This is a genomic window from Hymenobacter arizonensis (assembly GCF_900115775.1).
GTDB lineage: Bacteria > Bacteroidota > Bacteroidia > Cytophagales > Hymenobacteraceae > Hymenobacter > Hymenobacter arizonensis.
Map to the genome: position 1 here is coordinate 473,168 of NZ_FOXS01000001.1, position 25,428 is coordinate 498,595.

A 25,428-nucleotide genomic window follows, 5' to 3' on the forward strand; every position below is an offset into this window, starting at 1 on the left:
TAATTCTGGTGGGGCTTTTTTATGCAACCATGTTATCGGCTAGTGCCGATTGTCCTCGCCGGCGAGCATGCTGAGGTAGCTGTCGTAGCGGGGTAGGGCAATGCGGCCCTGGTCCACGGCTTCGCGCACTACGCACCCCGGCTCATGGGTGTGCTGGCAATTATGGTAGCGGCATTGGTTGAGCAGGGCGCGCATCTCGGGGAAGTAGCCGGCCAGTTCCGCAGGAGGCATATCTACTAGTCCTAATTCTTTAATTCCGGGGGTATCAATAATGAAGGTGCCGGGGCGCACTTCCAGCATTTCAGCAAACGTTGTGGTGTGCACTCCTTTGTCGGAAAACTCGCTGATTTCGGCGGTCTTCAGGTCGAGGTCGGGTACCAGGGCATTAATAAGGGTGCTTTTGCCCACACCAGAGTGGCCAGCGAGCAGACTCACTTTGCCGTCAAGCAACTGGTCGATTTCGGCTACGCCCTCCCCGGTAGTAGCGGCACAGGTGCGGCTGGGGTAACCCAAGCTTGCGTACATGCCCGCTATCTCGGCCTGGTACTCAAATCCGTCGGCGTCGTAGAGGTCGGTTTTATTGAAGAGTAGCGCTACCGGCACGTGGTAGGCTTCGGCCGTGACCAAAAAGCGGTCGATAAAGCCAAACGACGTGGCCGGCGATACCAGCGTGACTACCAGCAGCGCTTGGTCCAAATTGGCGGCTACGATGTGCGAATGCCCGGTTTTGTGCACCGAGCGCCGAATGATGTAGTTGCGGCGCGGCACAATGGTAGAAATCACCGCCGCTCCCTCACCCTGAGCTTCTACCGTGAATTCAACGTGGTCGCCCACCGCCAGTGGGTTGCTCACCTTTAGGCCCTTAATCTTGAACTTGCCCCGCAGGCGGCAGCGGTAAAGCTGCCCGGTTTCGGTGCCGCGCACTACGTACCAAGAGCCCGTAGATTTAACTACGGTGCCGTGCAGTAGGGCATTGGGGGTAGCGGTGGGAGAGGTATCGGGATTCATGAGCGGTGGAGGCCGGGCAGAGCGGCCATGATGGTGCTAGTGGCGCCCGACTGGCCGTGCACGTAGTCGAGCATGGCATCTTGCAGCCGCAGGCGCGCTTCTTCATTATGCCACAAATACGTGAAGGCTGATTCCAGTTCCTCGGCATTTTGGACGGGGAAAGCACATTTTAGCGCTGCTAATTCAACTGCTTCCTGAAACTTGCCATACGTGGGCCCAAAAAAGAGGGGCAGGCCAAAAGCGGCTGCTTCCAAAGTATTGTGCAGGCCCTTGCCAAACGCCCCGCCGATATAAGCGTACCTGCCAAAACGGTAAAGCTGGCTTAGCAGGCCAATGTTGTCGAAAAGCAAAATGCGAGATTGGGCCACCGTGGCTGCGTCGGCCTGGGAGTAGCGCTGCACCAAGCCCGGAAAGGTGGTTTCCACCAAGCGGAGGTTGTTCTCGGTGATTTCATGCGGAGCCACCAGCACGCGCAATTCGGGTTGATACCGGCGAATGAGCGGCGCCAAGGCCGGCAAATCTTCGGGCCAACTGCTGCCCACTACCAGCACCGGAGCGCCATCGGCCACGAAAGCCTCCACAATAGGCAGGGAGCGCGGCGCGGCGGCAGCCGTAGCCACCACCGTGTCGAAGCGCGTGTCGCCGGCTACGCTCACCTGCTTAATGCCGATGTCGCGCAGGAGTTTGGCAGAGGCTTCGTTTTGAGTGAAAATGTGGGCAAAACGGTTAAGGATTTGGCGAAAAAAGCCGCCCCACGCCTTGAAGAAAATTTGGTCAGGCCGGAAAATGGCGGATACCACCACGGCGGGTATCCGTCGTCGGTGTGCCTCGTTGAGGAAGTGGTACCAGAATTCGTATTTCACAAATACTACCAGCCGGGGCTGCACCACATCGAGAAACGCTTGGGCGTTGCTCCGGGTATCGAGCGGGAGATAGAAGATGTAGTCTGCGCCCGGCCAGTCCTTGCGAATTTCGTAGCCCGAAGGTGAGTAGAACGTGAGCACCAGCTTGGTGCCGGGATGAGCGCGGCGGTACGCTTCCAGCAGCGGGCGCCCTTGCTCGAACTCGCCCAGCGAGGCGCAGTGAAACCATACCCGCGGCGCGGGGTCGGAGCCGATGGTGCGACGGATGTGCGCCAACAGCCCGCGCCGGCCCGCTACCCAAGCCGCCGCTTTGGGTACGAACGGCGCCAGCAGCCGCAGCAACAGGCCATAGAGGCCCAAGGCAATGTTATAGAGAAACAGCAAGCTCCAAAATTACGCAATACAGGCCCAGCTTAACGGCCGTGCCTTGGTTACAAGTGCGTGTCGTGCGAGTCGGATTCCCAATCCACGGGGCAGGCCTCGCCATTCTTCTCGTAGTACTGCAGGGCATCAATCATACGCAGGGCCTCGTTGAGGCTGCGGCCCAGCGGCCGGTCGTTGACCAGCTGGTGACGCACAATGCCATCTTTATCAATAAGAAACAAGCCCCGGTAGGCCATGGGCGACCCCACAAAAGTCATTTCTCCGGCGGCGTTGTAATCGTAATGGCCCCCTAGCACGTCGTAGTTGGCAGAGATGGTTTTCGTGGCGTCGGCCACTAGCGGGTATTTCACGCCGGCAATGCCGTCGCGGTCGCGTGGCTTCAGCTGCCAAGCCAAATGCGAGTACTGCGAGTCGGTAGAACAACCCACCACGGCCACGCCGCGCCGCTCAAATTCTTCGATTCGGTCTTGAAAAGCCAGTATTTCAGTGGGACAAACCAAGCTAAAGTCGGCTGGGTAAAAGAAGAACAGCACGTGCTTTTTGCCCAAGTAGCGGTCCAGCGAAAAGTCTTCTTCGAAGGTGGCATCAATTACTGCAGTGGCTTTAAAAGAAGGGGCACGCTTGCCGACAAGAACTGACATTCTAAAATTTTATAAGAAGTGAAAAGAGGCAAAAAATCTGTCCTGAAAAAGCAGGGCTGATGTGTACGTAAGCAAGGCCGGGAATAGTGGCGTGCTCCCGCACATTTCACCGCTTCTTACAGATTAACGGCCCTTAAACTCGGGCTTGCGCTTTTCTACAAACGCGGCCATGCCTTCCTTCTGGTCTTCGGAAGCGAAGGTGAGATAGAAGTTTTTGCGCTCGAAGTGCAAGCCTTCGTCCAGATGCGTTTCGAAAGCCCGATTTACCGATTCCTTGGCCAGGCGGGCAGCTACTGGCGACATTGCTGCGATGCTGGCCGCCAATCGATAAGCTTCTTCCAGGTACTGGCCCACGGGCACCACGCGGTTTACCAAGCCCACCCGGTGGGCTTCCTGCGCCGAGATAAACTCGCCGGTGAGCACCATTTCCATGGCTTTGGCCTTGCCCACGGCCCGGGTGAGGCGCTGCGTGCCGCCCGCGCCGGGCATGGTGCCAATGCGAATTTCGGGCTGTCCAAACTGGGCCGTTTCCGAGGCCACCAGCATGTCGCAAGTCATGGCCAGCTCGCAGCCGCCGCCCAGCGCAAAGCCCGAAACCGCTCCAATGAGCGGCTTGCGGAACTTGCGAATCTGGTCCCAGGTGCTGAACTGGTCGGTGATGAGCATGTCGATGGCCGTTTTGCCGGCCATCTGCTTGATGTCGGCGCCTGCGGCGAAAGCCCGCTCGTTGCCGGTTATCACCACCACGCGCACGGCTTCGTCCTCGTCCAGGGCTTTCAGGGCATCGCGGATTTCCTGCATTAGCTGCAGGTTGAGGGCGTTGAGCTCTTTGGGCCGATTGAGCTGGATGAGCGCTACGCCGGGCCGCGACTGGGGAGTTACAAGAATGAATTCCATGAGTAATGAGTGAGTGGGATTTGTGATTAAAAGCCCGCCATGTCGAGCGTAGCCGAGACATCTCGCGTGCTGAAGTAATCCTTGTTAATTGAGTTACAGTCCCATGCGAGATGTCTCGGCTACGCTCGACATGACGTTCTACGGAGCCTCCGTCTTGCAAACAAATTGAAATGTGTTGCGGGTGCGCTGCTCCAAGAGCAAGCGTTTGCCCTCCGTGAGGCGGGCAATGCTGGCCGCATCGTAGTTTTTGATGGTGAAGAGCATCAGACCCGTATTGTAGTGCAGCGTGAAATGCTCGCGCAGCACATCCATCAGCTTATGTACCCGGCGCTCCGAAAAGTCGGTGCACACCGAAAAGCTGATAGCCGAGTTCTGCATGAGGTTAATCTTAAGCTTGGCTTGCGCCAACGCCCCAAAAATCACCTCCAGATTTTCTTCCGAGATAAACGCAAAGTTTTTGCTCTCGAAGGAAAGCAGGCACTGGTCGGCTTTGCAGATGAAGGCCGGCGCTAGGGCCGGATGCTGGCATTCGTGAATGAGTGTGCCCTCGGCTTCGGGTTCCAAAAATGACTTAACTCGCAGCGGAATGCCACGGTCGGCCAGGGGCTTTAGCGTTTTGGGATGAATGACCGAAGCTCCGTAATAGGCCATTTCGATGGTTTCGCGGTAGCTGATTTCGGGATAGCGCACCGTATCCGGAAACAGTTTGGGGTCGGCGTTGAGCAGGCCGGCTACGTCTTTCCAGATGGTGACTCCCGCCGCCCGCAGGCAGTAAGCAAAGATGGCGGCCGTGTAGTCGGAGCCTTCGCGGCCGAGGGTGGTGGTAGCCCCGCCCGCCGTGCCGCCCAAAAAACCTTGGGTAAGAACCGGCCCCTGGGCCAGCAGTTCGGGCAGGGCTGCGCTGATGTTGAGCTCGGTAGTAGGCCAGTCGAGGCTGCCTTCGCGCCAGGTGTGGTCGGTGCGAATGAGGGGGCGGCAATCGAGCCACTGCGCGCCAATAGCTCGCGCCACTATGCAGGTGGCCAGCAGCTCGCCAAAGCTTACAATCTGGTCGTATTGCCGGTCGTAGTCGCCGTAGCCCACCGTGGCCAGGCGGTCGGAGAGGTCCGTGAACATGTCGGCCAGGGTAGGGGCAGGCGTGCTGGCCCGTCCGGCTGAATCATTGTTGATGCCCAACTCAGTGGCCACGTTTTCATGAAAGGCGCGTAGCTCTGCGAGCGGTGCTTCGTAGCGCTGGCCGGAGTGCGCCAGTTGAAACAGCTGCTCTAAGGCATTAGTGGTTTTGCCCATGGCCGAAACCACAATGACCAAGGGTTGCTGGTTGCCGTAGCGTCGCACAATGCCCTCCAAGTTCCTGATTGCGTTGGCATCGCGCACCGATGCTCCGCCAAACTTATAAACCTGCACATTTTCCATGTGCGGCAAAGGTAGGAGACCGGGCAGGCTTTGCCGAACCGATGCACAGAACTTCAATCAACACCAGCCAGTCTTCTTCATATTGGCCCTATTCTCCAACAAGGGCTTGCTGGCAGCAAAAATTTCAGTCCCGAAAGAGTAGCTTTGTCCTGCGTTCCTGCCCTCTCATTCCGCTCCTTCTAATTATTATGGACCACAATAAACTGGCCCTGCCTGTCGGCACTACTCTCGACCGTTTCATCATGCGCAAGCAGGAGGATTTTCCCTATGCCACGGGTGAATTGTCGCAGCTGCTGCGCGATATCGCACTGGCTGCTAAGATTGTAAACCGCGAAATCAACCGCTCGGGCCTGATTGACATTGCCGGTGCTTATGGCAACCGCAACGTGCAGGGCGAGGACCAGCAAAAGCTCGACGTCATTGCCAACATCCGCTTTATCCGGGCCCTGCGCAACGGCGGCGAGGTCTGCACCATCATCTCGGAAGAAGACGATGAGATGATTCAGACCGGCAACAACCAAGGCAAGTACGTGGTGGCCATCGACCCGCTAGACGGTTCCTCGAACATCGACGTAAATGTGAGCATTGGCACCATCTTCAGCATCTACCGCCGCGTGTCGCCCACCGGCCGCGAAGGCACCGCAGCTGACTGCCTGCAGCCCGGCACGCACCAGGTAGCTGCCGGTTACGTCATCTACGGCTCCAGCACCATGCTGGTGTACACCACTGGCAACGGCGTGAACGGCTTCACCTACGAGCATTCGCTGGGCGAATTCTTCCTTTCGCACCCTGACATCGCCACGCCCAAAACCGGCAACATCTACTCCATCAATGAAGGCAGCTCCGATTCCTTCTCGGCTGGGGTAGCCGCTTTCGTAAAGCACTGCAAAGACAACAGCTTCTCGGCGCGCTACATCGGTTCGCTGGTGGCCGACTTCCATCGCAACCTGCTTAAAGGCGGTATTTATATTTACCCTGCTACGGCTAAGGGCCCCCAAGGCAAGCTGCGCCTGATGTACGAGTGCAACCCCTTGGCATTCATTGTAGAGCAGGCTGGCGGCAAGAGCTCCAACGGCTACCAGCGCACCATGGAAATCGAGCCTAAAACGCCGCACGAGCGTTGCCCCGTTTTCATCGGCAGCAAGGAACTCGTGGAAGCCGCTGAGGCTTTCCTGGCCAAAGAGAAGCAACCGAAGACCGTGGCTGCTAAGTAAAACAGCTACATATCTCACAAAAAAAAGGCCGCTCCTGCATCAGGAGCGGCCTTTTTTGCGTGGGCGTTGTTCAGACTATTCAGCTTTCTTGCGGCTCTTCTTGGGAGCAGCTTCAGGATTGCCTTCAGCGCTGGCGGCCTCGTCGGAAGCGGCGATAACACCGCCGGTGCTCAGCGGCTCCTCGGCAGCTGGCTCAGTGTCGGCTGCTTGGTCGGTAGTAGCCGGAGTAGCGGCTTCCTGGTAGGGAACGTGCTTGCTCACGATGCCAAACCAGGTGGCCAGCTTCTTGATGTCGGACAGATACACGCGGTCACGGTCGTAGTCGGGAATGACGCTCGCCATGAATTCGGTGAGTTCGCCTTCGCTCGATTTGGACGTTACGGGAGCCGTAGCGCCGTGCTTTTGGTAAATGCGCTCGAACGCTTCCGTCAGCGGTACGGTCTCTTCGGGGTCCTGCGTATAAATGGAGATTTCCGACAGCAGCGACACTTTATTGCGGGCCGGGGCCAGGGTGCGGGTTGCTTTCTCGTCGAGGCTTTCCACCAGCACGCCGTGGCGCGCGGCGCGCACTAAGCGGTAAAGACCAGGCATACCGCTGATGGCGGCTAACTCTTGCAGTTCGTAGGGCATCTTCTTTAATATGAAATGAAAAATGAGGAATGCAGCATAAAGAACAAAGGACTAGGACCATGGCGGCCGGTTCCTCAATCCCACATGCTGCATTCCTCATTCAAAATTACGCTTTATTCTCCTCCCGCGGCGTTCGAGCCGGTCACGCCCAGCTTAAACGTGATGGGCAGGCTGGTGAGAATGGGGTACTCCGGCTTTTTGAATTTGAGCAGTTTGACCACGCGCAAAGCTTCTTCGCCAGTGCCGCCGCCTACTTGCTTCACCAATTTCACGCCCTGCATGGTGCCGTCGGGGTTGAGGGTGAAGCTGACAATGCACTGCCCCTGGATGCGGTTACGCTTGGCCATGAGCGGGTATTTCAACTCCTTGGCAATGAAGGCATACATGGCCTCCTGGCCGCCTTCGTAGTATTCGGCTACGGGAATCACTTTGCCTGCCGAGGCGATACCGGCGCCCGTTTCGCCTTGTGAAGCGGGAGTCGTTTGCGCCGCGGCCGGTGCCGCAGCTGCCAGCAGCAAGCCCAGGGCCAGCTGCGGAAAGGATGGTTTTTTAATCATCTTATAAGTGTGGGCGGGAATACAACGGAAATGAGGCGCATAGAGCGCACGGCTATTGGCAATAAAAGGGCCAATTTATGAATTAGGTTCAGCACCCGCGACCCACTCTTTGTTCACTTCGGCAATGAATTCGAGCACTTCTTCCCGGCCCAAGGCCGTCTCGGCCGAGGTCTGGAAATAGCGAGGCAGCTCGTCCCAAATTTCGCTCATTTTTTGCAGGTAAGAAGTCACCAGCGCCTTGGTTTGGGCCGTCGACTGTTTGTCTGTTTTGGTAAATATCATCACAAACGGAATGCCTTCTTCGCCGAGTTTTTCCATGAATTCGAGGTCGGCGGGCTGAGGCGCGTGGCGCGAATCAATTAGTACGCACACACACATCAGATTGGGGCGGTTGCGCAAATAGTAATTAATCATGCGGGCCCATTCGGCCCGCGAAGTTTTGCTCACTTTGGCATAGCCGTAGCCGGGCAAATCGACCAGATACCATTGGTCATTAATTATAAAATGGTTGATGAGCTGCGTTTTACCGGGCGACGACGAGGTTTTGGCCAAGCCGTTGCGGCCGGTGAGCATGTTGATGAGCGAGGATTTGCCAACGTTGGAACGGCCAATAAAGGCGTATTCGGGCAGGGTAGGGGCCGGGCACAGCTCCGCTCGTGAATTACTGGTAAGGAAGCGGGCGTCACGAATAATCATTGATTGACAAGTAAAAATGCGATAAGGAAAGAGCTGCAAAATTACAGCTTAAAACAAAGGAGCGTCTGAGCAAATAAAAACCGGCTTTGAATTGCTATTTCATTGATGCTTCTATATTTGCGCGGCAAGCCTTCCAATGCAGTAGGCCCGTGCTGTTGTAATTATACGGTGTCGAATGGCTCAAAATTTGCTGAAAAGAGCTTTTAGTAAGCAAAAAACCTATCTTTGCCCGTCAATGCGCTGCCATTGACTTTCTATAAGACAAGGTGCCAACCTCTTTCACACGGTTACCTTCTATATAAACAGGGATTAAAGCCTAACCCTACTGCAGTTTTTCAGTATAAGCCCAAAAAAATAGCCCGTAGCCCTACCGCACCGCGGCGCGTTTCTCTTCAAAACCCTTCAGCATTTCTTTTTTTCAAACTTCTCCTCCAATGGACAACTTATCCAGAAGGTTACTGCAAGCGTCGTGCGCCGTTGCCCTCACCGCCGCTATTGCCACTCCGGCCCAGGCGCAAAGCACGCGTAAGGACCTCAAGACCGGCAACAAGTTCTTCGAGCAGGAAAACTACCGCGCCGCGCTTCCTTATTACGAGAAGGTGCTTGCCAAAGACCCGAACAACGCCAAAGCACTGTTCAACGCCGGTATTTCCTACATGTCGTTCGACAAGGAAAAGGCCAGCGACTACATCTACAAGGCGCAAAAACTGAAGCCCAAGGTTTCGAAGGACGTGGAGTACTGGCTGGGCCGGGTCGACCACCTCAATTACAACTTTGATGAGGCCGTAGCCCACTTCCAGGCGTACAACACCACGCTGAAAAAGAACGACCAGCGCAAAGAGGAACTGGCTCAGCTGATTCGTCACAGCCAGAACGCCAAGGTGCAGTTCAACTCGCCGAAGGACATCTTCGTGAAGAACCTTGGGCCTACCATCAACACGCCGTTTTCGGAGCACAGCCCCGTAATCTCGTCAGATGACAAGACTCTCATCTTTACCTCGCGCGGTGAAAAAGTAACCGGCGCAACGGGCCAGGTGAGCGACAAGAAAAACAAAAGCATTGCGGCTGATGGCGAGTACTACGAAGACATCTTCGAAGCCAAGCGCATTGACGACGAGAACTGGGAGCAGCCCCGCTCGCTGAGCGCTGCGCTCAACGGCCGTGGCCACGATGCTTCGACTCAGCTGTTCGACAACGACACCAAGCTGCTGATGTATCGCAACGATAACAACGGCGACATATTTGTAGCAGAAAGAGGCCCCAATGGTGACTGGACAGCTCCTAAGCCTCTGGGCAGCAACATCAACTCGAAGTCGTACGAAGGCGACGCCTACATCACGCAGGACGGTCTGACGCTTTACTTCTCGACCGGCCGCTACTCGGAAGACGGAACCCTCGACCTCTACGTGTCGACCCGTCCTTCCATCACGGCTGACTTTGGCCCGGCCAAGTCTTTGGGTGGTGCCATCAACACCAAGTACGACGACGACAGCCCGTACCTGAGCCAGGACGGCAAGACGCTGTACTTCTCGTCGCGCGGCCACAACACCATGGGCGGCTACGACATTTTCAAGTCGGAGTACAACCCTGAGACCCGTCGTTGGGGGCAAGCCGAAAACCTCGGCTATCCCATCAACACGCCTGATGATGACTCTTACTACCGCTTGAGCCCCGATGGCTCGTACGCTTACTTGAGCTCTTACCGCATCGGTGGCTACGGTGAAAAGGACATCTACACCATCAACTACATCAAGAACGCTACCATCAAGGGCAAGGTGTTCTCGTCGCGCGACAGCACCACAGTTATCCCCGGCGTTGAGTTGGTGTTCAGCGGTGCCCAAGCCGACAAAACGGCTCTGAGCTTCCGCGACGTAACCAAATTTGATGGTGCTTACCAAGTGGCCGTGCTTTCGGGCCGTACCTACCAGGTGGCCGTAAGCAAAGATGGTCAGAACATCGAAACTCAGGAGTTTGCCGTGCCCGTGTCGACGAATGACTCGACGACCATCACGAAAAACTTCTACGTGAACTACATCGATACGACGGCCAGAAATGCCTTCGCCAATATCTATTTCGACACCGATAAGTACCGTTTGCGTCCGGAGTCGATTAAGGAGCTGAACAACATCAGCAACGTCCTGAAGGCTAACCCCGGCATCAACATGTCGATTGAAGGCCACTGCGACTCGCGCAACACCGACGAGTACAACATGGTATTGGGCCAGAACCGCGCCGAGGCAGCCTATAACTACCTCAAGAAGCAGGGCATTGCCGAGACGCGCATGACGACGGTGAGCTACGGCGAGCGTCGTCCGGCTGCGCCGAATGATTCGCCTGAGAACATGCAGCTCAACCGCCGCGACGAGTTTAGAATTGTGCTGAAGGAAGGTGAAACCATGCCTACCCTGAATCCTGCTGCCACGAGCACTACCGGCACCGGCGTTGGTGCTGGCACCCGCTCGGGCGCTGGCGCCTCCCGCACTGCCGCTCCGCTGACCCCCGGCAAGAGCAAAGTGAAACTGGCCGACGGCACCAAGGTGAAAACCAAAGTGGATGAGGATTCGGACAAAGTAAAAGTTAAAACCAAGAGCCCCGAAGGCGATACCAAAACCAAAACCAAGAATGGTGAATTGGATGGCAAAGCCAAGGATGCCGATGGCAACAAAACCAAAATCAAGACCAAAGTCGACTAGTCGCGTTGGCCTTTAACAAGGGAAGCGGGCCGGGCAAATTGTCCGGCCCGCTTTTTTTATGAGCTTTGCCGGAGCAGTTGGGCGCATTTATGGCCGGTTCTGCTAACAATACCCCCCAATTGGGCGTTGGGGGAGAACAATTTTCTCGCTTCATTTCCGTTCTTTGCGCCCGCTCATGGCTGTAGTACCTTACAAAGACAATTCCGCCGATAAGAAATCGCAGGTTGCCCAGATGTTTAACTCCATCGCGGGCAAGTACGATTTCCTCAACCACTTCCTCAGCGCGGGCACCGACATCTATTGGCGGCGCAAAGCCGTGGACGAGCTGAAAGCCCTGCGTCCGGCGCGCATCTTGGACATTGCCACCGGCACTGCCGACTTTGCCATTGAGACCTTGCGCACGGCTGCGGCCGATGCTCACGTGACGGGCGTGGACATTTCGGAAGGCATGCTGGAAGTGGGGCGGCGTAAACTGGCCGCCAAAGGCTTGGGCCACCGCATCCAGCTGGAGCTGGGCGACTCGGAGAACCTGCCTTTTACCGACGGGGAGTTTGACGCCGTAACGGCCTCCTTTGGCGTGCGCAATTTTGCGCACTTGGAAGCTGGCTTGGCCGAGATGCTGCGCGTGCTGCGGCCGGGCGGCAAGCTCGTTATCCTTGAATTCAGCAAGCCCACGGCGTTTCCGCTCAAGCAAGCTTATAATTTTTACTTCCGACGGGTGCTGCCCGTCTTTGGCAAATTGATTTCCAAAGACCAATCGGCTTATACCTATCTGCCTGCCTCCGTGCAGGCTTTTCCCGACGGCACCGACTTCCTGGCAATTCTGACCAAAGTCGGTTTTAAAGAACCTGCATGGCAACCACTCACATTCGGCATCAGCTCCATTTACACGGCGCACAAATAAAGCGCTTTGCCCTGCTGGGCCTGTTAGGGCTGCTGGTGCCCACAGCTGCTATGGCGCAGCGCAAAGCCAGCGCCAAGGCCACCCGCGGCAAGGGAGGTACGGTGAAGTCCATTACGGTGAAAAACCTGCCGGCCTATGATGAGCGGTGGTTTCATCCGGGCATGTACATCGGCTTCACGGGTTCGCGGTTTATTATTGAGCAGTCGCAGACTTACATTAATAACCAAAACATCACCGCCACCTCGGTGGTCAGCCCAAGCTTGGGAGTGGGGTTCATTGGCGATGCCCGGTTGGGCAATCCAGAGTCGCCTTTCATTCTGCGCTTTGCGCCGGGGGTTACGTTCCTGACTCGCCGCGTTGAGTTTCGGCCGCGGGGCTATGCCAATCCGGATTCTATTGTGACGCAGGAGGTGACTTCTACCGTCATTCAGTTTCCGTTGCTGCTTAAATACCAGTCGGACCGCCGCCGCAACAGCCGGGTATACATGATTGCCGGTCTCAGCCCCACCCTAACGGCCAGCAACCGCCGCAGCGACCCGTTGCGCAACCAACTGCGCGCGCTCAACAACGACCTGACGTTGGAGTACGGCGTAGGGCTTGACTTATTCTACCCGCTCTTTAAGCTGGCGCCGGAGCTGCGTTTTTCGCACGGCCTGCGAAACCTGCTGGTGGCTGGCGATAAGGACGTGTTCAGCCGCAGTCTGCAGAGCATGAGTACTAACTCGGTGACGCTGTATATAAATATTCAAAACTAGTTTTTGGGTGCTCGGTGTCTCCCGCTTACCAGTTGTGGGTAGCGCACAACGAGCCCCCAAAAACCTACATTCCATACCCATGCGGACTGCATTTATAACCGGCGCTTCGTCGGGTATTGGCCGCGCCTCGGCCGTAGCCCTGGCCGGAGCCGGCTTTCAACTGGTGGTGACCGGGCGGCGCCGCGAGCGGCTGGAAGCGCTGGCAGCCGAGTTGGCGCCGGTGCCGGTTCACACCCTGGTATTTGATGTGGGAGACCGTACGGCGGTGCAGGCAGCTATTGCCACCCTCCCAGCTGAATTGCAGGCCCCCGATGTGCTCATAAACAACGCGGGTGGTGCGCATGGGCTCGCACCCATTCAGACTGGCGACCCAACCGACTGGGACCAAATGCTGGATGCTAACGTGCGGGGCTTGCTGAACGTAACGCACGCGCTGCTGCCTGGCATGACGGCCCGGCAGACAGGCTTTATTCTGAACGTGGGCTCAATTGCGGGGCACGAAGCTTACGCCAATGGCAATGTGTATTGCGCCAGCAAAGCCGCAGTAGCCATGCTCACTAAAACCATGCGGCTGGACCTGTTGCCAACCGGCGTGCGCGTAGCCGAAATAAACCCAGGAGCCGTGGAAACGGAGTTTTCGCGCGTGCGCTTCAAGGGCGACGAAGCCCGAGCCGCTAAGGTGTACGAAGGCTTTCAGCCCTTGCTGCCGGAGGACATCGCCGAAATTATCGTGTTTATGGTGACCCGACCGCCGCACGTGACCATTGCCGAAGTGCTGGTGCTGGCCGGCGCGCAAGGCGCGGCCACTACCATTGTGCGGAAGTAGCGAATACCATTCCGACTGGGTAGGGCTGCAAAACTGAAATTACGGGCGGGTGAGGCCGGCGAGTTCTTCTAGTACGCGGCGGTCGAGTTGGTGCTTTCCGGCGAAGGTGAGTAGCCGGGGAGTGGCCCCCAGGGCCTCAAGCTGCGCTTGCTGCTGCGCTATTTTCTCCGCGGAAACGTATTCGTCGTCGGTGCCGACCACCAGGGTCAGGGGGAGCTGGTGCAGCAGGGGAGCGGCGATGGCTCGCGCCAAGTCTTCGGGAAAGCCCCCGGCCCAGAGTACGAGGTGTGCCGGCCGGAAGGCAGCCTGGTCAAGCCAGCGGCTTACGGTAGCGGTGCCCTGCGAGAATCCCAACACGGTGACCTGAACATCGGCAGAGCAGGCGGCCAGCACCTGGCCAGCCAACTGGTTGAGGAAGCCAATGTGGTCTTCAATTTCATGCAGGCGGTCGTCGCGGGTCATCCAACTGGCTCCGACGCGGCCGCCGTTGCCGCTGAGGTAGAAACGCGACAGGCCTTCCGGGGCAACGACTACGGTGTGGGGGTCGGCTTCGGTTAAGAAAGCGAAATGCCTAATGAAATAGGCCGCCAACTGCCCATAGCCGTGGCATACAAACCAAACGCGGGTGGTGCTTTCCGACAGTTCGCCCAGCTGATAGTAGCGAGCGGTGCGGGTTACGGCCAGGTGATGCTCGGTCATGCTATTACTGAGACGAGGTGGCTGCTGCCTTAAACTAGGATTTCCGGCAGCCTATACCTGATGGAGACGAGGCTACTTTAGCTAGCCGGTAAGTCGTCGGGTGAGAAGTTGAAGGGCATCAGCGCGGCCAGGGAGCTAAACCGCAAAATGGTGCCGGCGCGGCTGGGGAGCAGCAGCGGGATGACCTGGCCTTGGCGCACTTCATACTCTAGCATTACCTGCCGGCAAGCTCCGCAGGGGAAGGCAGGGCCAAAGTCGCCGTCGCTGGGCCGGGCGGCCACCGCCATGGCAACGATGGGAGCATGGTGGGGTTGGTTGGCGGCCAGGCCAAACAGCGCCGTGCGCTCGGCGCAGAGACCGGAAGGGTAGGCGGCGTTCTCTTGATTGGTGCCCCGGAAAATGGTGCCATCGGCCAGAAGTAACGCTGCGCCTACGTGGAAACCGGAGTAGGGAGCATAGGCATGAGCGGTAGCGTCCCGGGCGGCTTGCCACGTGGCCTGCTCGGCGGCGCTGAGGTCGGTGGCAGAGTCCAGTTCTTCGTAGGCAATGAGCTGCTGGCGGGGAATGCGGGCCATGTAGTGCGGGTAAGGGGGCGGCGAAGATAAGACGTGGTGCGGAATGAGGCCGGAATAATTCAAATTGGACATTAGCCGCTGCCCTCATCCAGCGCGGTCTGCTGCATTAGCTTCGGCCAGGGCAGCCCAAGCGCCCTACTTTTGCGGCATGACTACCCGCTTGTTATTGCTGGGCGCGGGGCGCTCGGCTTCGTCTCTGATTCAATATCTGTTGGGCCACGCGCCCACCGAAAAGTGGTTTTTGACCGTGGCCGATGCCAACCCCGCCCACTTAGTGCCGGTGCTGGCCGCGCACTCGGAGTACGCCCGCGCGGTGCCCTTCGACCTGGAAAATGCTACCCTGCTGGAAGAGTTGGTGACGCAGGCCGATGTGGTGATTTCGATGCTGCCGGCCTTGCTGCACCCGGTGGTGGCCCGCGTGTGCGTGCGGCACGGGCGGCATTTGGCCACGGCCAGCTACGTGAGCCCCGAGATTGCGGCGCTGCACGACGAGGCCGTGGCCGCCGGCGTGACGCTGCTCATGGAGTGCGGCCTCGACCCGGGGCTGGACCATATGTCGGCCATGCGGGCCATTGAGCACATCCGGCGCCGGGGCGGGCGCATCACGTCGTTTAAGTCATATTGCGGCGGGTTGCTGGCTCCGGCCGCCGAGGGCGACAACCCCTGGAGATACAAGTTTACCTGGAACCCGCGCAACGTGGTGTTGGCTGGCCAAAGCACGGCCAAGTACTTGGAAAACGGCCATCCGCGTTTTATTCCTTACCAGCAATTGTTTGCCCGCACCGAAACGCTGGCCTTGCCGGGCTATGGAGAGTTTGAGGGCTATGCCAACCGGGACTCGCTCAGCTACCGGGCCCCTTATGGCTTGGATGACATTCCAACCATCTTGCGCGGCACCTTGCGGCGGCCGGGCTATTGTGCTGCCTGGCACGCCCTCGTGCGTCTGGGCCTCACCGATGACTCGGTGAACCTAGGCAACTCCGAATCCATGACGTGGGCAGAGCTGGTGGGAGCTTACTTGCCCCTTGCGCGCGTCCCCAACCTTGACCTGTCGGTGCGTTTCGCCACCTACCTGGGCCTAGAACCAACGGGCGAAGAAATGGGCCGCCTCAACTGGCTGGGTTTGTTTTCGGCCCGGCCCGTGGGCCACGCCAACGCTACGCCTGCTCAACTGCTCGAGCGTTTGCTCAGCGAGAAGTGGCAGCTTCAGCCCTACGACCACGACTTGATTGTGATGCAGCATTTGTTCGAGTACGAGCTGAACGGGGCTGTGCATCGGCTGACGTCTTCGCTGGCGGTGGAGGGCGAGGATGCCACGCATACCGGCATGGCCAAAACCGTGGGCTTGCCGTTGGGCATGGCCGTGAGGCGCCTGGTGCGGGGCGAGGGCCGCAAACCCGGGGTGCTGCTGCCTATTGGGGCCGACCTCTACGAACCCATTCTTGATGAGCTGGCGGCTGACTACGGCATTGTTTTCAGCGAGGAAGAAACCGGAGCCTAATAAAGCAGGCAATAGCAATTCAGGTTGGTGCGTTGAGGTAGTATGACACAAGCGCTATTCGCCTATTTGCTGATGCGCCGGCGGCTGGCTGGTCGGCTCCTGCTCGAAATTGGGTGGGTGCGGCTGGCACTGCTGGTACCCATGCTGCTGGCAGTTGTGGGGCGGGCGGTGGTGCTGGCGGCAAGCAGCCCAGGGTGGCAATGGGCGGTGCCCGTAAGCGTGGCGCTGCTGGTGGCTTCAGCACATAGGCAACGGAGCGACTTGCGGTTTCTGGCAATCAGCGCCCCGGCCTACCGGTGGTGGTTGGCGGTTGAATACCTGTTGTGGGTAGTTCCGGTGGCGGTGGTGCTGGCATTGTTCCAGCACTGGGCAGCGGCCGGGCTCACGCTGCTGCTGGCCCCTGGGGCAGCGGCGTTGCCGCCGGTACGCGAGGCGCTGGGCACACGGCATAAAAGTCAAAGTTGGTTTCGGAGCGAAGCATTTGAGTGGGTGAGTGGCATGCGTACGGGTGGCTGGGCATGGCCGGTGCTACTGGCCGGTGCCGGGTGGCAGCACGCCTCGCCGCTGGGGCCGGTGCTGGCCTTGGCCGGGTGGCTTTTGGTGGTAGTGGCTTGCTACGGGACGCCAGAGCCGGTTACCATGGTGGCGCTGGGGGCGCGCTCGGCGCGGCAGTTTCTGGGGCGGCGGTTGATATTGGGGCTAGGGTATGCCGCGCTTACGGCCGCTCCTTTTTGGTGGCTGTTGGCGGTGGGCCCAGCCGGCATAGGGGGGGCCGTGGCAGTGGCAGTGGCTTGGCTCGGGCTGGTGGGACTAATTATTCTGACGAAGTACGCTTTCTATCCTAACGCCACGCATATTCGCACTACCCAGGCGCTGGTGGTGGGGGTGGCTTTGGCGCTGCCCGGCAACCCGGTGTACCCGGTACTGCTGCTGGTAGCTACCGGAGGCCTGATTTGGCAGAGTCAGCGCCGCCTGCGAACCGTGTTGGGCCATTAACAAATTTGCTGATGCTTGAAGTTAAAAACCTTCGCAAGGCCTACGGCAGCCACGTGGTGCTGCACGACGTGAGCCTGACCCTGCGGCCCGGTACCATCCACGGCTTGGTGGGGGCTAATGGCGCCGGCAAAACGACCTTGCTAAACTGCCTCTATGGGCTAGAGACCGACTTCTCGGGCGAAGTGCATGGCTCTGCCGGCCAGCCGCTACGGGAGCACACTGGCTTGTTGCCCTACGAACCCTACTTCTACCCCCGCCTGACCGGGCGGGAGTACCTGGAATTCTGCCTGCAGGCCCGCAGCCGGGACATCACTGATTTTGCGGGCTGGAACCGCTTGCTGGAGTTGCCTCTAGACCAGTACGCCGATGAGTACTCCGCCGGCATGCGCAAAAAGCTCGCCTTGCTGGCTCTTTTGGTGCAGAATTTCGACTACCTGATTCTGGATGAACCTTTCAACGGCCTGGACCTGGAGGCCAACCTGCTGCTCAAAGAAATACTGTGCCGACTGCGTGACCGGGGCACCGGCATCCTGCTAACCTCTCATATCCTTGGCACCCTCACCGAAACCGCCGATGAAATAACGGTGCTCGTTGACGGGCTTGTGCAGCGCCACTACTTAGCTGCCGATTTCGGAACCTTGGAAAGTGACTTGCTCAATAGTTTGCACCGCGGAAAACTAGCAATGCTGGATTCATTGGTTTAGATTCCATGAGTAAAGCTATCCAATGCTAAAGCTAAAGCGCGAGATAGAACCCTGACAGTAAAGCTCGGAAAGCAGCCGAATAAGCCGGCCCCTCATCAGCGTGAATTGTCAATTCCATTTCTTTCAGACTCAAGCCTGAATGGCCACCTGATTCCTCACGCAGGAACCGACTAATGTGCCGGGTAGGGCGCCCGCCAGGGCGGTGTCGCACTACCAACCGCTCAGCCAAGTGCAGCCCTGCCTGCTGGGCCACTGCTTCAAAATGAAGCATCTCGGGGGTCGGTAGCAACACGGTCAAGGCTCCCGCCGGCAATAAAAACTGGTAGGCAAACCCGGCCAACTCCCCAAATGAAAGCGATTCGGTGCTGACGTGCCGGGCCGTGTTGCGTGCGGCATCGGCCGAGGGTAACGAATGCCGGAAGAACGGCGGATTGCAAATGATGTGGCTGAACGAGGCTGGCGTGGAGGCTGCATAATCGGCCAAGGTAGTGGCGCGTACTTGGATGCGGTCGGCCCACGGGCTGGCAGCGGCGTTGTGGGCAGCTTGTGCAGCGGCGGCCTCGTCAATCTCCACGGCCTCTATTTCGACGGTGGGGTGGCGTTGGGCGGCCATCAGGGCTAGTAGCCCAGTGCCGGTGCCAATGTCCAGGAGCCGCGTAGCGCCCGCTAGGGAGGCCGCCGCGCCCAGCAGGCAGGCATCGGTGCTCACCTTCATGGCGCAGCTGCCTTGCTCGATGCGAAACTGCTGGAACTGGAAATAGTCGTTGGGCATGACGCGGCTACAGGAGCGAGGCCTTGGCAATGGCCTCGTAGCCTTCGTCAATTAGCAGGCCCTTGCCTAGTGCACTTTGCACGGCCAGCACATCGCAGCGCTCGTTTTCGGCGTGCCCGGCGTGTCCTTTTATCCAGTGAAAGCTCACCTTGCGCTGGCGGTAGACCTTTAGGAAGCGCCGCCACAGGTCCTCGTTGGCTTTTTTGCCGAAGTCCGGTTTCTTTTCCCAGCCAAATACCCACTTTTTCTCCACGGCATCCACCACGTACTTTGAGTCGGACACTACCCGAATGGGCAGGTCGGGGCGGTTCACGGCTTCGAGGCCCACAATGACAGCCAGCAATTCCATGCGGTTGTTGGTGGTGAGGCGGAAGCCTTGGGTAAGTTCTTTTTCGTGGGGGCCGTAGCGCAGTATCGCCCCGTACCCGCCAGGGCCGGGGTTGCCGCGCGCAGAGCCGTCGGTGAATAATTGAATCATGGATGGAGTGGTATTTCAGGTGGGAAGCGTGCTCGGCGCACGACAAACTCCCCTCCTTACAAAGGAGGGGATGTTCAGCCGCCAGGCTGAACAGGGGTGGTTGTGGGCGTTGCACGACTGGGTTTGGGTCGGGCTGACGATACAGTTCGGGTATTGTTCAGGTGTCGTGCAACGAATCCAACCACCCCCGTTGTCGCTGCGCGACAACATCCCCTCCTTATCCAAGGAGGGGAGTTTGACGTTCTCTTGTTGCGCTAAGCGGGGAATTCCTTGGCGAAGAACTGAACCAGGGCTTCGAAAGCGGCGTCGGGCACGGCGGGGAAGTTGGCGATGCGGATGGTGGTATTTTTCAGCGGGCCGTAGCCGCTGCCCAGATGCAGACCTACTTCGAGGGCCTTGCGCTTGATTTCTTCTATGACTGCGGCATCGCCTTTCAGGCCGATAACGGTGGTTGAGCGGGTTTCGGGATTGGTGATGAGGGGCTGCAGCGGCGTGGCCTGCTCGAAGAAGTCGTAGAGCTTCTGAGCGCGGTCGGCGAGGTGCTGGTGTACCGTTTTGATGGGCTCCCGTTCGGCCAAGACCCGGCTGAGCAGGTAAATGCCGAGGACGTTGGGCGTGTAGTTGGTTTGGAAGTTGAGCATCTGGCTCAGCATGGCCGGCAAGGCGTTGTAGTGCGCCCGGTCGTTCACGAGGCGCGCCTGGGCCACGGCCCGCGTCGAGAGTACCAGCAGGCCCAGGCCGGCAGGCAGCCCAAAGCACTTCTGTACCGAGCCAAACCAAATATCAGCCTTGATGTATTTCAGGTTGAGGCCGCCGAGGCTGCTGGTGGCGTCCACTGCCAGCAGGGCGCCGCCGAGGCGATTGAACAGGTTCAGAATGAAGCCTTCGCGCAGCTGGGTGGCGGTGCTGGTTTCGTTTTGGGTGATGCACACCATGTCGGTGTCTTCGGCCGAAAAGGGCAGGGTCCCAATGTCGGGCAGTTCATCGAGGCCGAACGACATGCCGCTGCTGGCCGGCCGCAGGGCCTTGGCATACTTCAGCCACTTCTCGCCGAAGTCGCCGTTGTAGAGGTGAAAGCTGCGGCGGGGCGTAAGGCTTTGCGCCAGCACTTCCCAGCACTCGGTGGCCGAGCTGGTGAACAGCACGGTGTAGTCCTGTGGAATATTGAGTTTGGCCTTGACATCGGCCACGGTTTGGCGGACCAGACTGGTTACTTTTTCGCTGCGGTGGGGGGCCGAGAGCCAGCCCTCGTCAAAAGCATCGGTCAGGTATTGGCGAACGGCGGGATATACGGCCGAAGGCCCGGGGTTGAAAGTGAAAGGCTGAACCACGGATTGAACGGATTTTCGGGTTGAGGAAACGCAGGGGCGCGGCGTGGGCCCGGGACTGCAACGAATACACTACTGCATGTATTGGCCCAGGCCGTGGAGCGGGGCGCCCAAAACGGGGAGGCAGACGGAGAACCGCCTACGGGCGCAAAGTTCGGCGCGAAATTGTCCGCATCCGAAGGCGGGCAACGCAAAAATCCGGGCCTTTTTAGAAATCAGCCGCGGCGCAGTCTCACACCCGAAACCCGACCCGCTTGGGCTGCTGGTTCAGAAACCACTGCACCGCTAGCCGGTAGCTTTCCAGCCCAAAGCCGCTGATGCTGCCCGCGCAATGCCGTCCCAGCAGGCTTTTCTGCCGGAACTCCTCGCGAGCCGCCAGGTTGCTCAGGTGCACCTCTACTACCGGCGTGGCTATGCCGGCCACGGCATCAGCCAGGGCAATGCTGGTGTGGGTGTAGGCCCCGGCATTGAGCACAATGCCGTGATGCGTGAACCCTACTTCGTGCAGCTTGTCAAGGATTGCTCCTTCGTGGTTCGACTGAAAATGGCTCAGGGTGAGGTCAGGGAAAGCGGTTTCCAGCTCCGGGAAAAAATCGTCGAACGAACGGGTGCCGTAGATGCCGGGTTCGCGGCGGCCCAGTAAGTTGAGGTTGGGGCCGTTGATAATGAGAATGTTCATCGGGTTATTTAACAGTTAGCATTCAACAGGTAGCACGCGGCTGGCGTGTTCTCTCACGAGGCATTGCGGCCAAGCGCCGTTCTTTGGAGCCGCAAGCTACGCAAGTGGCCCCCGAGCCCTGAAGGCGGCAGTTGCGTGTCACATGTTAAATGATTATTGTCAACTGCCATGACCTGGCCCCAGGCTATTCAACAATTTCAGGGTTACCTGCGGCTCGAAAAGTCGCTTTCGCCCAATTCCGTTGAAGCCTACGTGCGCGACGTGACCAAGCTCCAACAGTTTTTAATGATGGAGAAGGTGTTTGCCGGCCCCACGCAAGTGACTACGGCCGTGCTGCGCGAATTTCTGAGCACCCTGCAGGGCTTGGGTCTCAGCGCTACTTCGCAGGCGCGCACGCTCTCGGGGCTTAAGGCCTTTTTCGACTTCCTCATCATGGAAGACCTGCTGAAGCTGGACCCCACCGACACCCTGGAAGCGCCCAAAACCGGCCGCCACCTTCCCGACACCCTCAGCTACCCTGAAATTGAAGAACTGCTGGCCGTCATCGACCTGAGCACCGACGAGGGCCTGCGGGCACGCGCCCTGCTGGAAGTGATGTACTCGTCGGGTCTGCGCGTGAGCGAGCTGTGCGACCTGCGCCTCTCCAACATGTACGCCGAGCAAGGGTTTGTGAAGGTGGTGGGCAAGGGCAACAAGGAGCGGCTGGTGCCCATCGGCCGCGAAGCCCTGAAGCACCTCAACTTCTACATCAGCGGAGTGCGCGGGCACCAGGACATAAAAAGCGGGGCCGAAGACGTGGTGTTTCTCAGCCAGCGCGGCCGGCCTCTTTCGCGCATCACCGTTTTTACCACCTTAAAAAAGCTGGCCGAGCAAGCGGGGCTGCGCAAAACCATCAGCCCCCACACCTTGCGGCATTCCTTCGCTACGCACCTCATTGAGGGCGGGGCCGACTTACGCGCCGTGCAGGAGATGCTGGGTCACGCCAGCATTACCACCACCGAAATTTACACGCACCTTGACCGGGACTATCTGCGCCAGGTAATTACCGAGTTTCATCCCCGGAGCTAGCAACGGGCCCGGGGTAGGAGGGAAGCTAGGGGCTCGTTTGGGTGCGCTTTTCATTTTCTGGCCCGCTGCCGGTTTCAAGCCTGGATTGCTTAAATTTGGCCTTTATGCTTCTTTCGAATGGCAGATAATCGTTATAAAAACACCCCCGCCGGCCCTTCTGCCAACCGCCCTGCTGATTCTCGGCAGCCTCGGCGGAACGAGCCGCGCGCCGCGGGCAACCGTCCGGAGCCCGCTCCGGTCCGCCCGGAGCCCCGGCCCGAACCCCGGCCCGCGGCTACCAATGTGCCCAAAGCTGCTCGGGTAGCGCCTGCGCCCAAGCCACCCCGTGCCCCACGCGGGCCGCTGCCCGGCGTAGGCAACCTGCTGGCCATTCTGCGCGACCGCCGCTTTCACCTCTTCATCGGGTTTGGGTTGCTGCTGGCCAGCTTGTACCTCACCATCGCTTTCACCTCGTTCCTGTTCACGGGCCACGCCGACCAGAGTGTGGTGGCAGGCCTAGGAACAACGCCACTTAAAGAGGCAGGGCAGGAGTCGGGCAACTGGCTTGGCCTTCTGGGGGCCTGGGCTGCACAACTGTTTATTTACAAACTGTTTGGCGTTGCGGCATTTGCGTTGATTCCAGTGGTGTTCTTCCTGGGATACAAAATAGTTTTCCGGTCGGCCTCCGGCTCGGTGAGCTACGTGTTGGCCCTGGGCCTGTTCACCATGGCGTGGCTGAGTGTGCTGCTCGGCTACGTGGTAGTCACGCTAGCCACCCCCGGTGCTGACCCCGCCCTAGCTCACCGGCTCGATTTTCTGTGTGGCGGCGTTGGTTTCGAAGCCGCGTCCTGGCTCGACAGCCTCATTGGCTGGGGCACGGTGCTGCTGCTGGCCTTTGCGTTGATTTCGTTTGTGGTGTTCTTCTTCAATGTCACCAGCATTAACCTGGGCAGCTTCCGCCGCATGGGCGTGGAAGACGACGCCGAAGAAGACGCCGAACTGGAAGCCGAAATTGCCGCCGAGCAGGCTGCAGCCGTGGCACCAGTGGCGGCTGCGGCTTCTGCCAAGACCAAGCCCGCGGCTCAGGAGTCGGCCGTTACAACCACTGCCCGCACTTCGGCTGGCGGCGCCAAAGCTCCTGCGCCTGCTCTGGACATCAACATGGATGAGCCCGAGGAAGAGCTGACGGATGCCCCGGCAGCCGTCGAGTTTGAGCCAGCGCCCCGGATGGGAGCCGGCGTGGCGTTGAGCGTGGCCAGCACCGCCGTCGCACCGGCTGGCGCTGCCGTGGCTGCAGTGCCTTTGGCAGCCACCGGCCCTGCCTTCTCCATTGAGATGCCCACGCCGGAAGTTGCGCCCAGCGTGCCGCTTTCTACCATTCCTACTCCGCTGTCACTGGCCGATTTAGCCGATGGCGACCTGCCTGCACCCGCACCAGCAGCACCCGCCGCTCCAGCCCTGCGCACGTTGGAAATCACCACGCCAGGTCGCGACGACCTCGACCCGAACGCTGGGGCCGACATCGCCGCCGTGGCCGACGAGGACGAAGACGCCGATGCCATGCCGCCGGGCAACTACGACCCCACCCTGGAGCTCTCGCGCTTCCAGTTCCCAACCCTGGAGCTGCTGAACGACTACGGCGTTGCCAAAGCCCAAGTAACCAAGGAGGAACTGGAGGCTAACAAGGACCGGATTGTGGAAACGCTGGGGCACTACGGCATCAGCATCGCCAGCATCAAGGCCACGATTGGCCCCACGGTCACGCTTTATGAAATCGTGCCCGAGGCCGGCGTGCGCATCTCCAAAATCAAGGCCCTGGAAGACGATATTGCCCTGAGTTTGGCGGCTCTGGGTATTCGTATTATTGCGCCTATCCCAGGCAAGGGTACCATCGGCATCGAGGTGCCCAACACGAAGAAGGAGATGGTGAGCATCCGCTCGGTGCTGGGCTCGGAGAAGTTTGCCAAGTCGGAAATGGACCTGCCCATTGCCTTCGGCCGCACCATCACCAACGAAGTGTTTGTGGCGGATTTGGCCAAAATGCCCCACTTGCTCATGGCCGGCGCCACGGGCCAGGGCAAGTCGGTGGGCCTGAACGTAATTCTGGCTTCGTTGCTTTACAAGCGCCACCCCGCGCAGCTCAAGTTTGTGCTCGTCGACCCTAAGAAGGTGGAATTGAGCATTTTCAACAAGATTGAGCGCCACTACCTAGCCAAGCTGCCTGACACCGACGAGGCCATCATCACCGACACGAAGAAGGTGGTCAACACCCTCAACTCACTGTGCATGGAGATGGACCGGCGCTACGACCTGCTGAAGGAAGCCGGCTGCCGCAACCTGAAGGAGTACAACCACAAGTTCATCGAGCGCCGCCTCAACCCCAAGAAAGGCCACCGCTTCCTGCCCTTCATCGTGCTGGTCATCGACGAGCTGGCCGACCTGATGATGACGGCCGGCAAAGAAGTGGAAACGCCCATTGCCCGCCTCGCGCAGCTGGCCCGTGCCATTGGCATTCACCTCATTGTGGCCACCCAGCGCCCCAGCGTAAACGTGATTACGGGTATCATCAAGGCTAACTTCCCCTGCCGGATTTCCTTTAAGGTGACGAGCAAAATTGACTCGCGGACCATTCTGGACACCGGCGGCGCCGACCAGCTCATCGGCCAGGGCGACATGCTGTTCTCGGCCGGTTCCGACCTAATTCGCGTGCAGTGCGCCTTCATCGACACCCCGGAAGTGGACCGTGTCTGTGACTTCATCGGCGAGCAGCAGGGCTACTCTGACGCCTACCTGCTGCCCGAAGTAGCCGGGGCCGACGGCGACGCCGGCAGCGGCAACGAGGAGATGGACCCCTCGGAGCGCGACACCATGTTTGAGGAGGCCGCCCGCTGCATCGTGCTCCACCAGCAGGGCAGTACCAGCTTGCTCCAGCGCAAGCTCAAGCTCGGCTACAACCGCGCCGGCCGCCTTATCGACCAACTCCAGCACGCGGGCATCGTAGGGCCGTTCGAGGGCAGCAAAGCCCGTGACGTGCTCATTCCCGACGAGTACCAGTTGGAACAGCTGCTGAACTCGATGAAGTAATAAATGCTTTGATTTGCAGCGAGCTGGCCGGGCGACAGGAGGTTAATCAACTCAGTGTCTGCGTCCGGCCAGCTCGTTGTT

At 59.0% G+C, this 25,428-nt stretch carries 24 protein-coding genes; 10 read left to right on the forward strand and 14 right to left on the reverse strand.

Annotation, left to right across the window (positions count from 1 at the left end; translation table 11 throughout):
• Window positions 1-39: 39 nt before the first annotated feature.
• The 5 genes from rsgA to BMZ66_RS02005 form a co-directional block, all read right to left on the reverse strand.
• Window positions 40-1,008 (reverse strand): ribosome small subunit-dependent GTPase A, encoded by a 969-nt coding sequence (gene rsgA, locus BMZ66_RS01985; protein WP_177204557.1) that lies wholly within the window; start codon window positions 1,006-1,008, stop codon window positions 40-42.
• Window positions 1,005-2,255 carry a 3-deoxy-D-manno-octulosonic acid transferase gene (locus tag BMZ66_RS01990; protein WP_092668431.1) on the reverse strand — a complete coding sequence of 417 codons (1,251 nt, stop codon included), beginning with the start codon at window positions 2,253-2,255 and terminating at the stop codon, window positions 1,005-1,007. The genes rsgA and BMZ66_RS01990 overlap by 4 nt, the downstream gene beginning before the upstream one ends.
• Window positions 2,256-2,302: 47 nt before the next feature.
• Window positions 2,303-2,896, reverse strand: a complete 594-nt coding sequence (locus tag BMZ66_RS01995; protein WP_092668433.1) for a peroxiredoxin — start codon at window positions 2,894-2,896, stop codon at window positions 2,303-2,305.
• Window positions 2,897-3,019: 123 nt separating this feature from the next.
• On the reverse strand, window positions 3,020-3,793 hold the full coding sequence (locus BMZ66_RS02000; RefSeq protein ID WP_092668435.1) for an enoyl-CoA hydratase-related protein: 774 nt from the start codon (window positions 3,791-3,793) through the stop codon (window positions 3,020-3,022).
• A gap of 138 nt (window positions 3,794-3,931) precedes the next feature.
• A complete protein-coding gene (locus BMZ66_RS02005) occupies window positions 3,932-5,209 on the reverse strand; it encodes an aspartate kinase (RefSeq protein ID WP_092668437.1) in 1,278 nt (425 codons plus the stop codon).
• Between the two features lie 188 nt (window positions 5,210-5,397).
• On the opposite strand from BMZ66_RS02005, the gene fbp reads away from it, so the two are divergent.
• Window positions 5,398-6,423 (forward strand): class 1 fructose-bisphosphatase, encoded by a 1,026-nt coding sequence (gene fbp / locus BMZ66_RS02010; RefSeq protein ID WP_092668439.1) that lies wholly within the window; start codon window positions 5,398-5,400, stop codon window positions 6,421-6,423.
• 75 nt (window positions 6,424-6,498) lie between these two features.
• On the opposite strand, the gene BMZ66_RS02015 is transcribed toward fbp, so the two are convergent.
• The 3 genes from BMZ66_RS02015 to yihA all read right to left on the reverse strand — a co-directional run bounded on the left by BMZ66_RS02015 (window position 6,499) and on the right by yihA (window position 8,306).
• On the reverse strand, window positions 6,499-7,053 hold the full coding sequence (locus BMZ66_RS02015) for a DUF5606 family protein (RefSeq protein ID WP_092668441.1): 555 nt from the start codon (window positions 7,051-7,053) through the stop codon (window positions 6,499-6,501).
• Window positions 7,054-7,166: 113 nt separating this feature from the next.
• A complete protein-coding gene (locus BMZ66_RS02020) occupies window positions 7,167-7,610 on the reverse strand; it encodes an energy transducer TonB (protein WP_092668443.1) in 444 nt (147 codons plus the stop codon).
• A gap of 75 nt (window positions 7,611-7,685) precedes the next feature.
• Window positions 7,686-8,306 carry a ribosome biogenesis GTP-binding protein YihA/YsxC gene (gene yihA, locus BMZ66_RS02025; RefSeq protein WP_092668445.1) on the reverse strand — a complete coding sequence of 207 codons (621 nt, stop codon included), beginning with the start codon at window positions 8,304-8,306 and terminating at the stop codon, window positions 7,686-7,688.
• A 434-nt stretch (window positions 8,307-8,740) separates the two neighbouring features.
• On the opposite strand from yihA, the gene BMZ66_RS02030 reads away from it, so the two are divergent.
• From BMZ66_RS02030 to BMZ66_RS02045, 4 genes are all read left to right on the forward strand, one after another.
• Entirely contained in the window at window positions 8,741-10,999 is a 2,259-nt protein-coding gene (locus BMZ66_RS02030) for an OmpA family protein (RefSeq protein ID WP_177204558.1), read from the forward strand.
• Between the two features lie 175 nt (window positions 11,000-11,174).
• Window positions 11,175-11,903 (forward strand): bifunctional demethylmenaquinone methyltransferase/2-methoxy-6-polyprenyl-1,4-benzoquinol methylase UbiE, encoded by a 729-nt coding sequence (gene ubiE / locus BMZ66_RS02035; RefSeq protein ID WP_092668447.1) that lies wholly within the window; start codon window positions 11,175-11,177, stop codon window positions 11,901-11,903.
• Window positions 11,852-12,658: a type IX secretion/gliding motility protein PorT/SprT gene (gene porT / locus BMZ66_RS02040; protein ID WP_092668449.1), complete on the forward strand. Its 807-nt coding sequence runs from the start codon at window positions 11,852-11,854 to the stop codon at window positions 12,656-12,658. Before ubiE ends, porT begins: the two co-directional genes overlap by 52 nt.
• A gap of 79 nt (window positions 12,659-12,737) precedes the next feature.
• Complete coding sequence (locus BMZ66_RS02045; protein ID WP_092668451.1) at window positions 12,738-13,484, forward strand: SDR family NAD(P)-dependent oxidoreductase; 747 nt, start codon at window positions 12,738-12,740, stop codon at window positions 13,482-13,484.
• A 39-nt stretch (window positions 13,485-13,523) separates the two neighbouring features.
• Here BMZ66_RS02045 and BMZ66_RS02050 read toward each other — a convergent pair whose 3' ends face one another.
• Entirely contained in the window at window positions 13,524-14,183 is a 660-nt protein-coding gene (locus BMZ66_RS02050; RefSeq protein WP_092668453.1) for an alpha/beta hydrolase, read from the reverse strand.
• Between the two features lie 77 nt (window positions 14,184-14,260).
• Complete coding sequence (locus BMZ66_RS02055) at window positions 14,261-14,758, reverse strand: cytidine deaminase (RefSeq protein ID WP_092668455.1); 498 nt, start codon at window positions 14,756-14,758, stop codon at window positions 14,261-14,263.
• Between the two features lie 148 nt (window positions 14,759-14,906).
• Here BMZ66_RS02055 and BMZ66_RS02060 point away from each other — a divergent pair, with 148 nt between their 5' ends.
• The 3 genes from BMZ66_RS02060 to BMZ66_RS02070 are packed head-to-tail and all read left to right on the forward strand — an operon-like array spanning window position 14,907 to window position 17,959.
• Entirely contained in the window at window positions 14,907-16,259 is a 1,353-nt protein-coding gene (locus tag BMZ66_RS02060; RefSeq protein WP_092668457.1) for a saccharopine dehydrogenase family protein, read from the forward strand.
• A gap of 42 nt (window positions 16,260-16,301) precedes the next feature.
• A complete protein-coding gene (locus tag BMZ66_RS02065) occupies window positions 16,302-17,255 on the forward strand; it encodes a hypothetical protein (RefSeq protein ID WP_143080010.1) in 954 nt (317 codons plus the stop codon).
• An 11-nt stretch (window positions 17,256-17,266) separates the two neighbouring features.
• Window positions 17,267-17,959: an ATP-binding cassette domain-containing protein gene (locus tag BMZ66_RS02070; protein ID WP_092668461.1), complete on the forward strand. Its 693-nt coding sequence runs from the start codon at window positions 17,267-17,269 to the stop codon at window positions 17,957-17,959.
• 31 nt (window positions 17,960-17,990) lie between these two features.
• Here BMZ66_RS02070 and BMZ66_RS02075 read toward each other — a convergent pair whose 3' ends face one another.
• The 4 genes from BMZ66_RS02075 to aroQ form a co-directional block, all read right to left on the reverse strand.
• The gene (locus tag BMZ66_RS02075) at window positions 17,991-18,731 is read right to left on the reverse strand and encodes a tRNA1(Val) (adenine(37)-N6)-methyltransferase (protein ID WP_092668463.1); all 741 of its coding nucleotides are present in this window, start codon (window positions 18,729-18,731) and stop codon (window positions 17,991-17,993) included.
• A 7-nt stretch (window positions 18,732-18,738) separates the two neighbouring features.
• On the reverse strand, window positions 18,739-19,209 hold the full coding sequence (rnhA, locus tag BMZ66_RS02080) for a ribonuclease HI (RefSeq protein WP_092668465.1): 471 nt from the start codon (window positions 19,207-19,209) through the stop codon (window positions 18,739-18,741).
• Window positions 19,210-19,463: 254 nt separating this feature from the next.
• Complete coding sequence (locus tag BMZ66_RS02085) at window positions 19,464-20,540, reverse strand: aminotransferase class V-fold PLP-dependent enzyme (protein WP_092668467.1); 1,077 nt, start codon at window positions 20,538-20,540, stop codon at window positions 19,464-19,466.
• A gap of 229 nt (window positions 20,541-20,769) precedes the next feature.
• Complete coding sequence (gene aroQ, locus BMZ66_RS02090; RefSeq protein WP_092668469.1) at window positions 20,770-21,216, reverse strand: type II 3-dehydroquinate dehydratase; 447 nt, start codon at window positions 21,214-21,216, stop codon at window positions 20,770-20,772.
• A 168-nt stretch (window positions 21,217-21,384) separates the two neighbouring features.
• Between aroQ and xerD the strand changes: the two genes are divergently transcribed.
• Both xerD and BMZ66_RS02100 read left to right on the forward strand, forming a co-directional pair.
• Window positions 21,385-22,284: a site-specific tyrosine recombinase XerD gene (gene xerD / locus BMZ66_RS02095; protein WP_092668471.1), complete on the forward strand. Its 900-nt coding sequence runs from the start codon at window positions 21,385-21,387 to the stop codon at window positions 22,282-22,284.
• Window positions 22,285-22,401: 117 nt separating this feature from the next.
• Entirely contained in the window at window positions 22,402-25,347 is a 2,946-nt protein-coding gene (locus BMZ66_RS02100; protein WP_214606940.1) for an FtsK/SpoIIIE family DNA translocase, read from the forward strand.
• Window positions 25,348-25,428 lie beyond the last annotated feature (81 nt).

Bases quoted from the DNA above. Each gene is read 5' to 3' on its own strand.
- rsgA (WP_177204557.1), bottom strand. From the start codon at position 1,008: ATGAATCCCGATACCTCTCCCACCGCTACCCCCAATGCCCTACTGCAC.
- BMZ66_RS01995 (WP_092668433.1), bottom strand. From the start codon at position 2,896: ATGTCAGTTCTTGTCGGCAAGCGTGCCCCTTCTTTTAAAGCCACTGCA.
- BMZ66_RS02000 (WP_092668435.1), bottom strand. From the start codon at position 3,793: ATGGAATTCATTCTTGTAACTCCCCAGTCGCGGCCCGGCGTAGCGCTC.
- BMZ66_RS02005 (WP_092668437.1), bottom strand. From the start codon at position 5,209: ATGGAAAATGTGCAGGTTTATAAGTTTGGCGGAGCATCGGTGCGCGAT.
- fbp (WP_092668439.1), top strand. From the start codon at position 5,398: ATGGACCACAATAAACTGGCCCTGCCTGTCGGCACTACTCTCGACCGT.
- BMZ66_RS02015 (WP_092668441.1), bottom strand. From the start codon at position 7,053: ATGCCCTACGAACTGCAAGAGTTAGCCGCCATCAGCGGTATGCCTGGT.
- BMZ66_RS02020 (WP_092668443.1), bottom strand. From the start codon at position 7,610: ATGATTAAAAAACCATCCTTTCCGCAGCTGGCCCTGGGCTTGCTGCTG.
- yihA (WP_092668445.1), bottom strand. From the start codon at position 8,306: ATGATTATTCGTGACGCCCGCTTCCTTACCAGTAATTCACGAGCGGAG.
- BMZ66_RS02030 (WP_177204558.1), top strand. From the start codon at position 8,741: ATGGACAACTTATCCAGAAGGTTACTGCAAGCGTCGTGCGCCGTTGCC.
- ubiE (WP_092668447.1), top strand. From the start codon at position 11,175: ATGGCTGTAGTACCTTACAAAGACAATTCCGCCGATAAGAAATCGCAG.
- porT (WP_092668449.1), top strand. From the start codon at position 11,852: ATGGCAACCACTCACATTCGGCATCAGCTCCATTTACACGGCGCACAA.
- BMZ66_RS02045 (WP_092668451.1), top strand. From the start codon at position 12,738: ATGCGGACTGCATTTATAACCGGCGCTTCGTCGGGTATTGGCCGCGCC.
- BMZ66_RS02050 (WP_092668453.1), bottom strand. From the start codon at position 14,183: ATGACCGAGCATCACCTGGCCGTAACCCGCACCGCTCGCTACTATCAG.
- BMZ66_RS02055 (WP_092668455.1), bottom strand. From the start codon at position 14,758: ATGGCCCGCATTCCCCGCCAGCAGCTCATTGCCTACGAAGAACTGGAC.
- BMZ66_RS02060 (WP_092668457.1), top strand. From the start codon at position 14,907: ATGACTACCCGCTTGTTATTGCTGGGCGCGGGGCGCTCGGCTTCGTCT.
- BMZ66_RS02065 (WP_143080010.1), top strand. From the start codon at position 16,302: ATGACACAAGCGCTATTCGCCTATTTGCTGATGCGCCGGCGGCTGGCT.
- BMZ66_RS02070 (WP_092668461.1), top strand. From the start codon at position 17,267: ATGCTTGAAGTTAAAAACCTTCGCAAGGCCTACGGCAGCCACGTGGTG.
- BMZ66_RS02075 (WP_092668463.1), bottom strand. From the start codon at position 18,731: ATGCCCAACGACTATTTCCAGTTCCAGCAGTTTCGCATCGAGCAAGGC.
- rnhA (WP_092668465.1), bottom strand. From the start codon at position 19,209: ATGATTCAATTATTCACCGACGGCTCTGCGCGCGGCAACCCCGGCCCT.
- aroQ (WP_092668469.1), bottom strand. From the start codon at position 21,216: ATGAACATTCTCATTATCAACGGCCCCAACCTCAACTTACTGGGCCGC.
- xerD (WP_092668471.1), top strand. From the start codon at position 21,385: ATGACCTGGCCCCAGGCTATTCAACAATTTCAGGGTTACCTGCGGCTC.
- BMZ66_RS02100 (WP_214606940.1), top strand. From the start codon at position 22,402: ATGGCAGATAATCGTTATAAAAACACCCCCGCCGGCCCTTCTGCCAAC.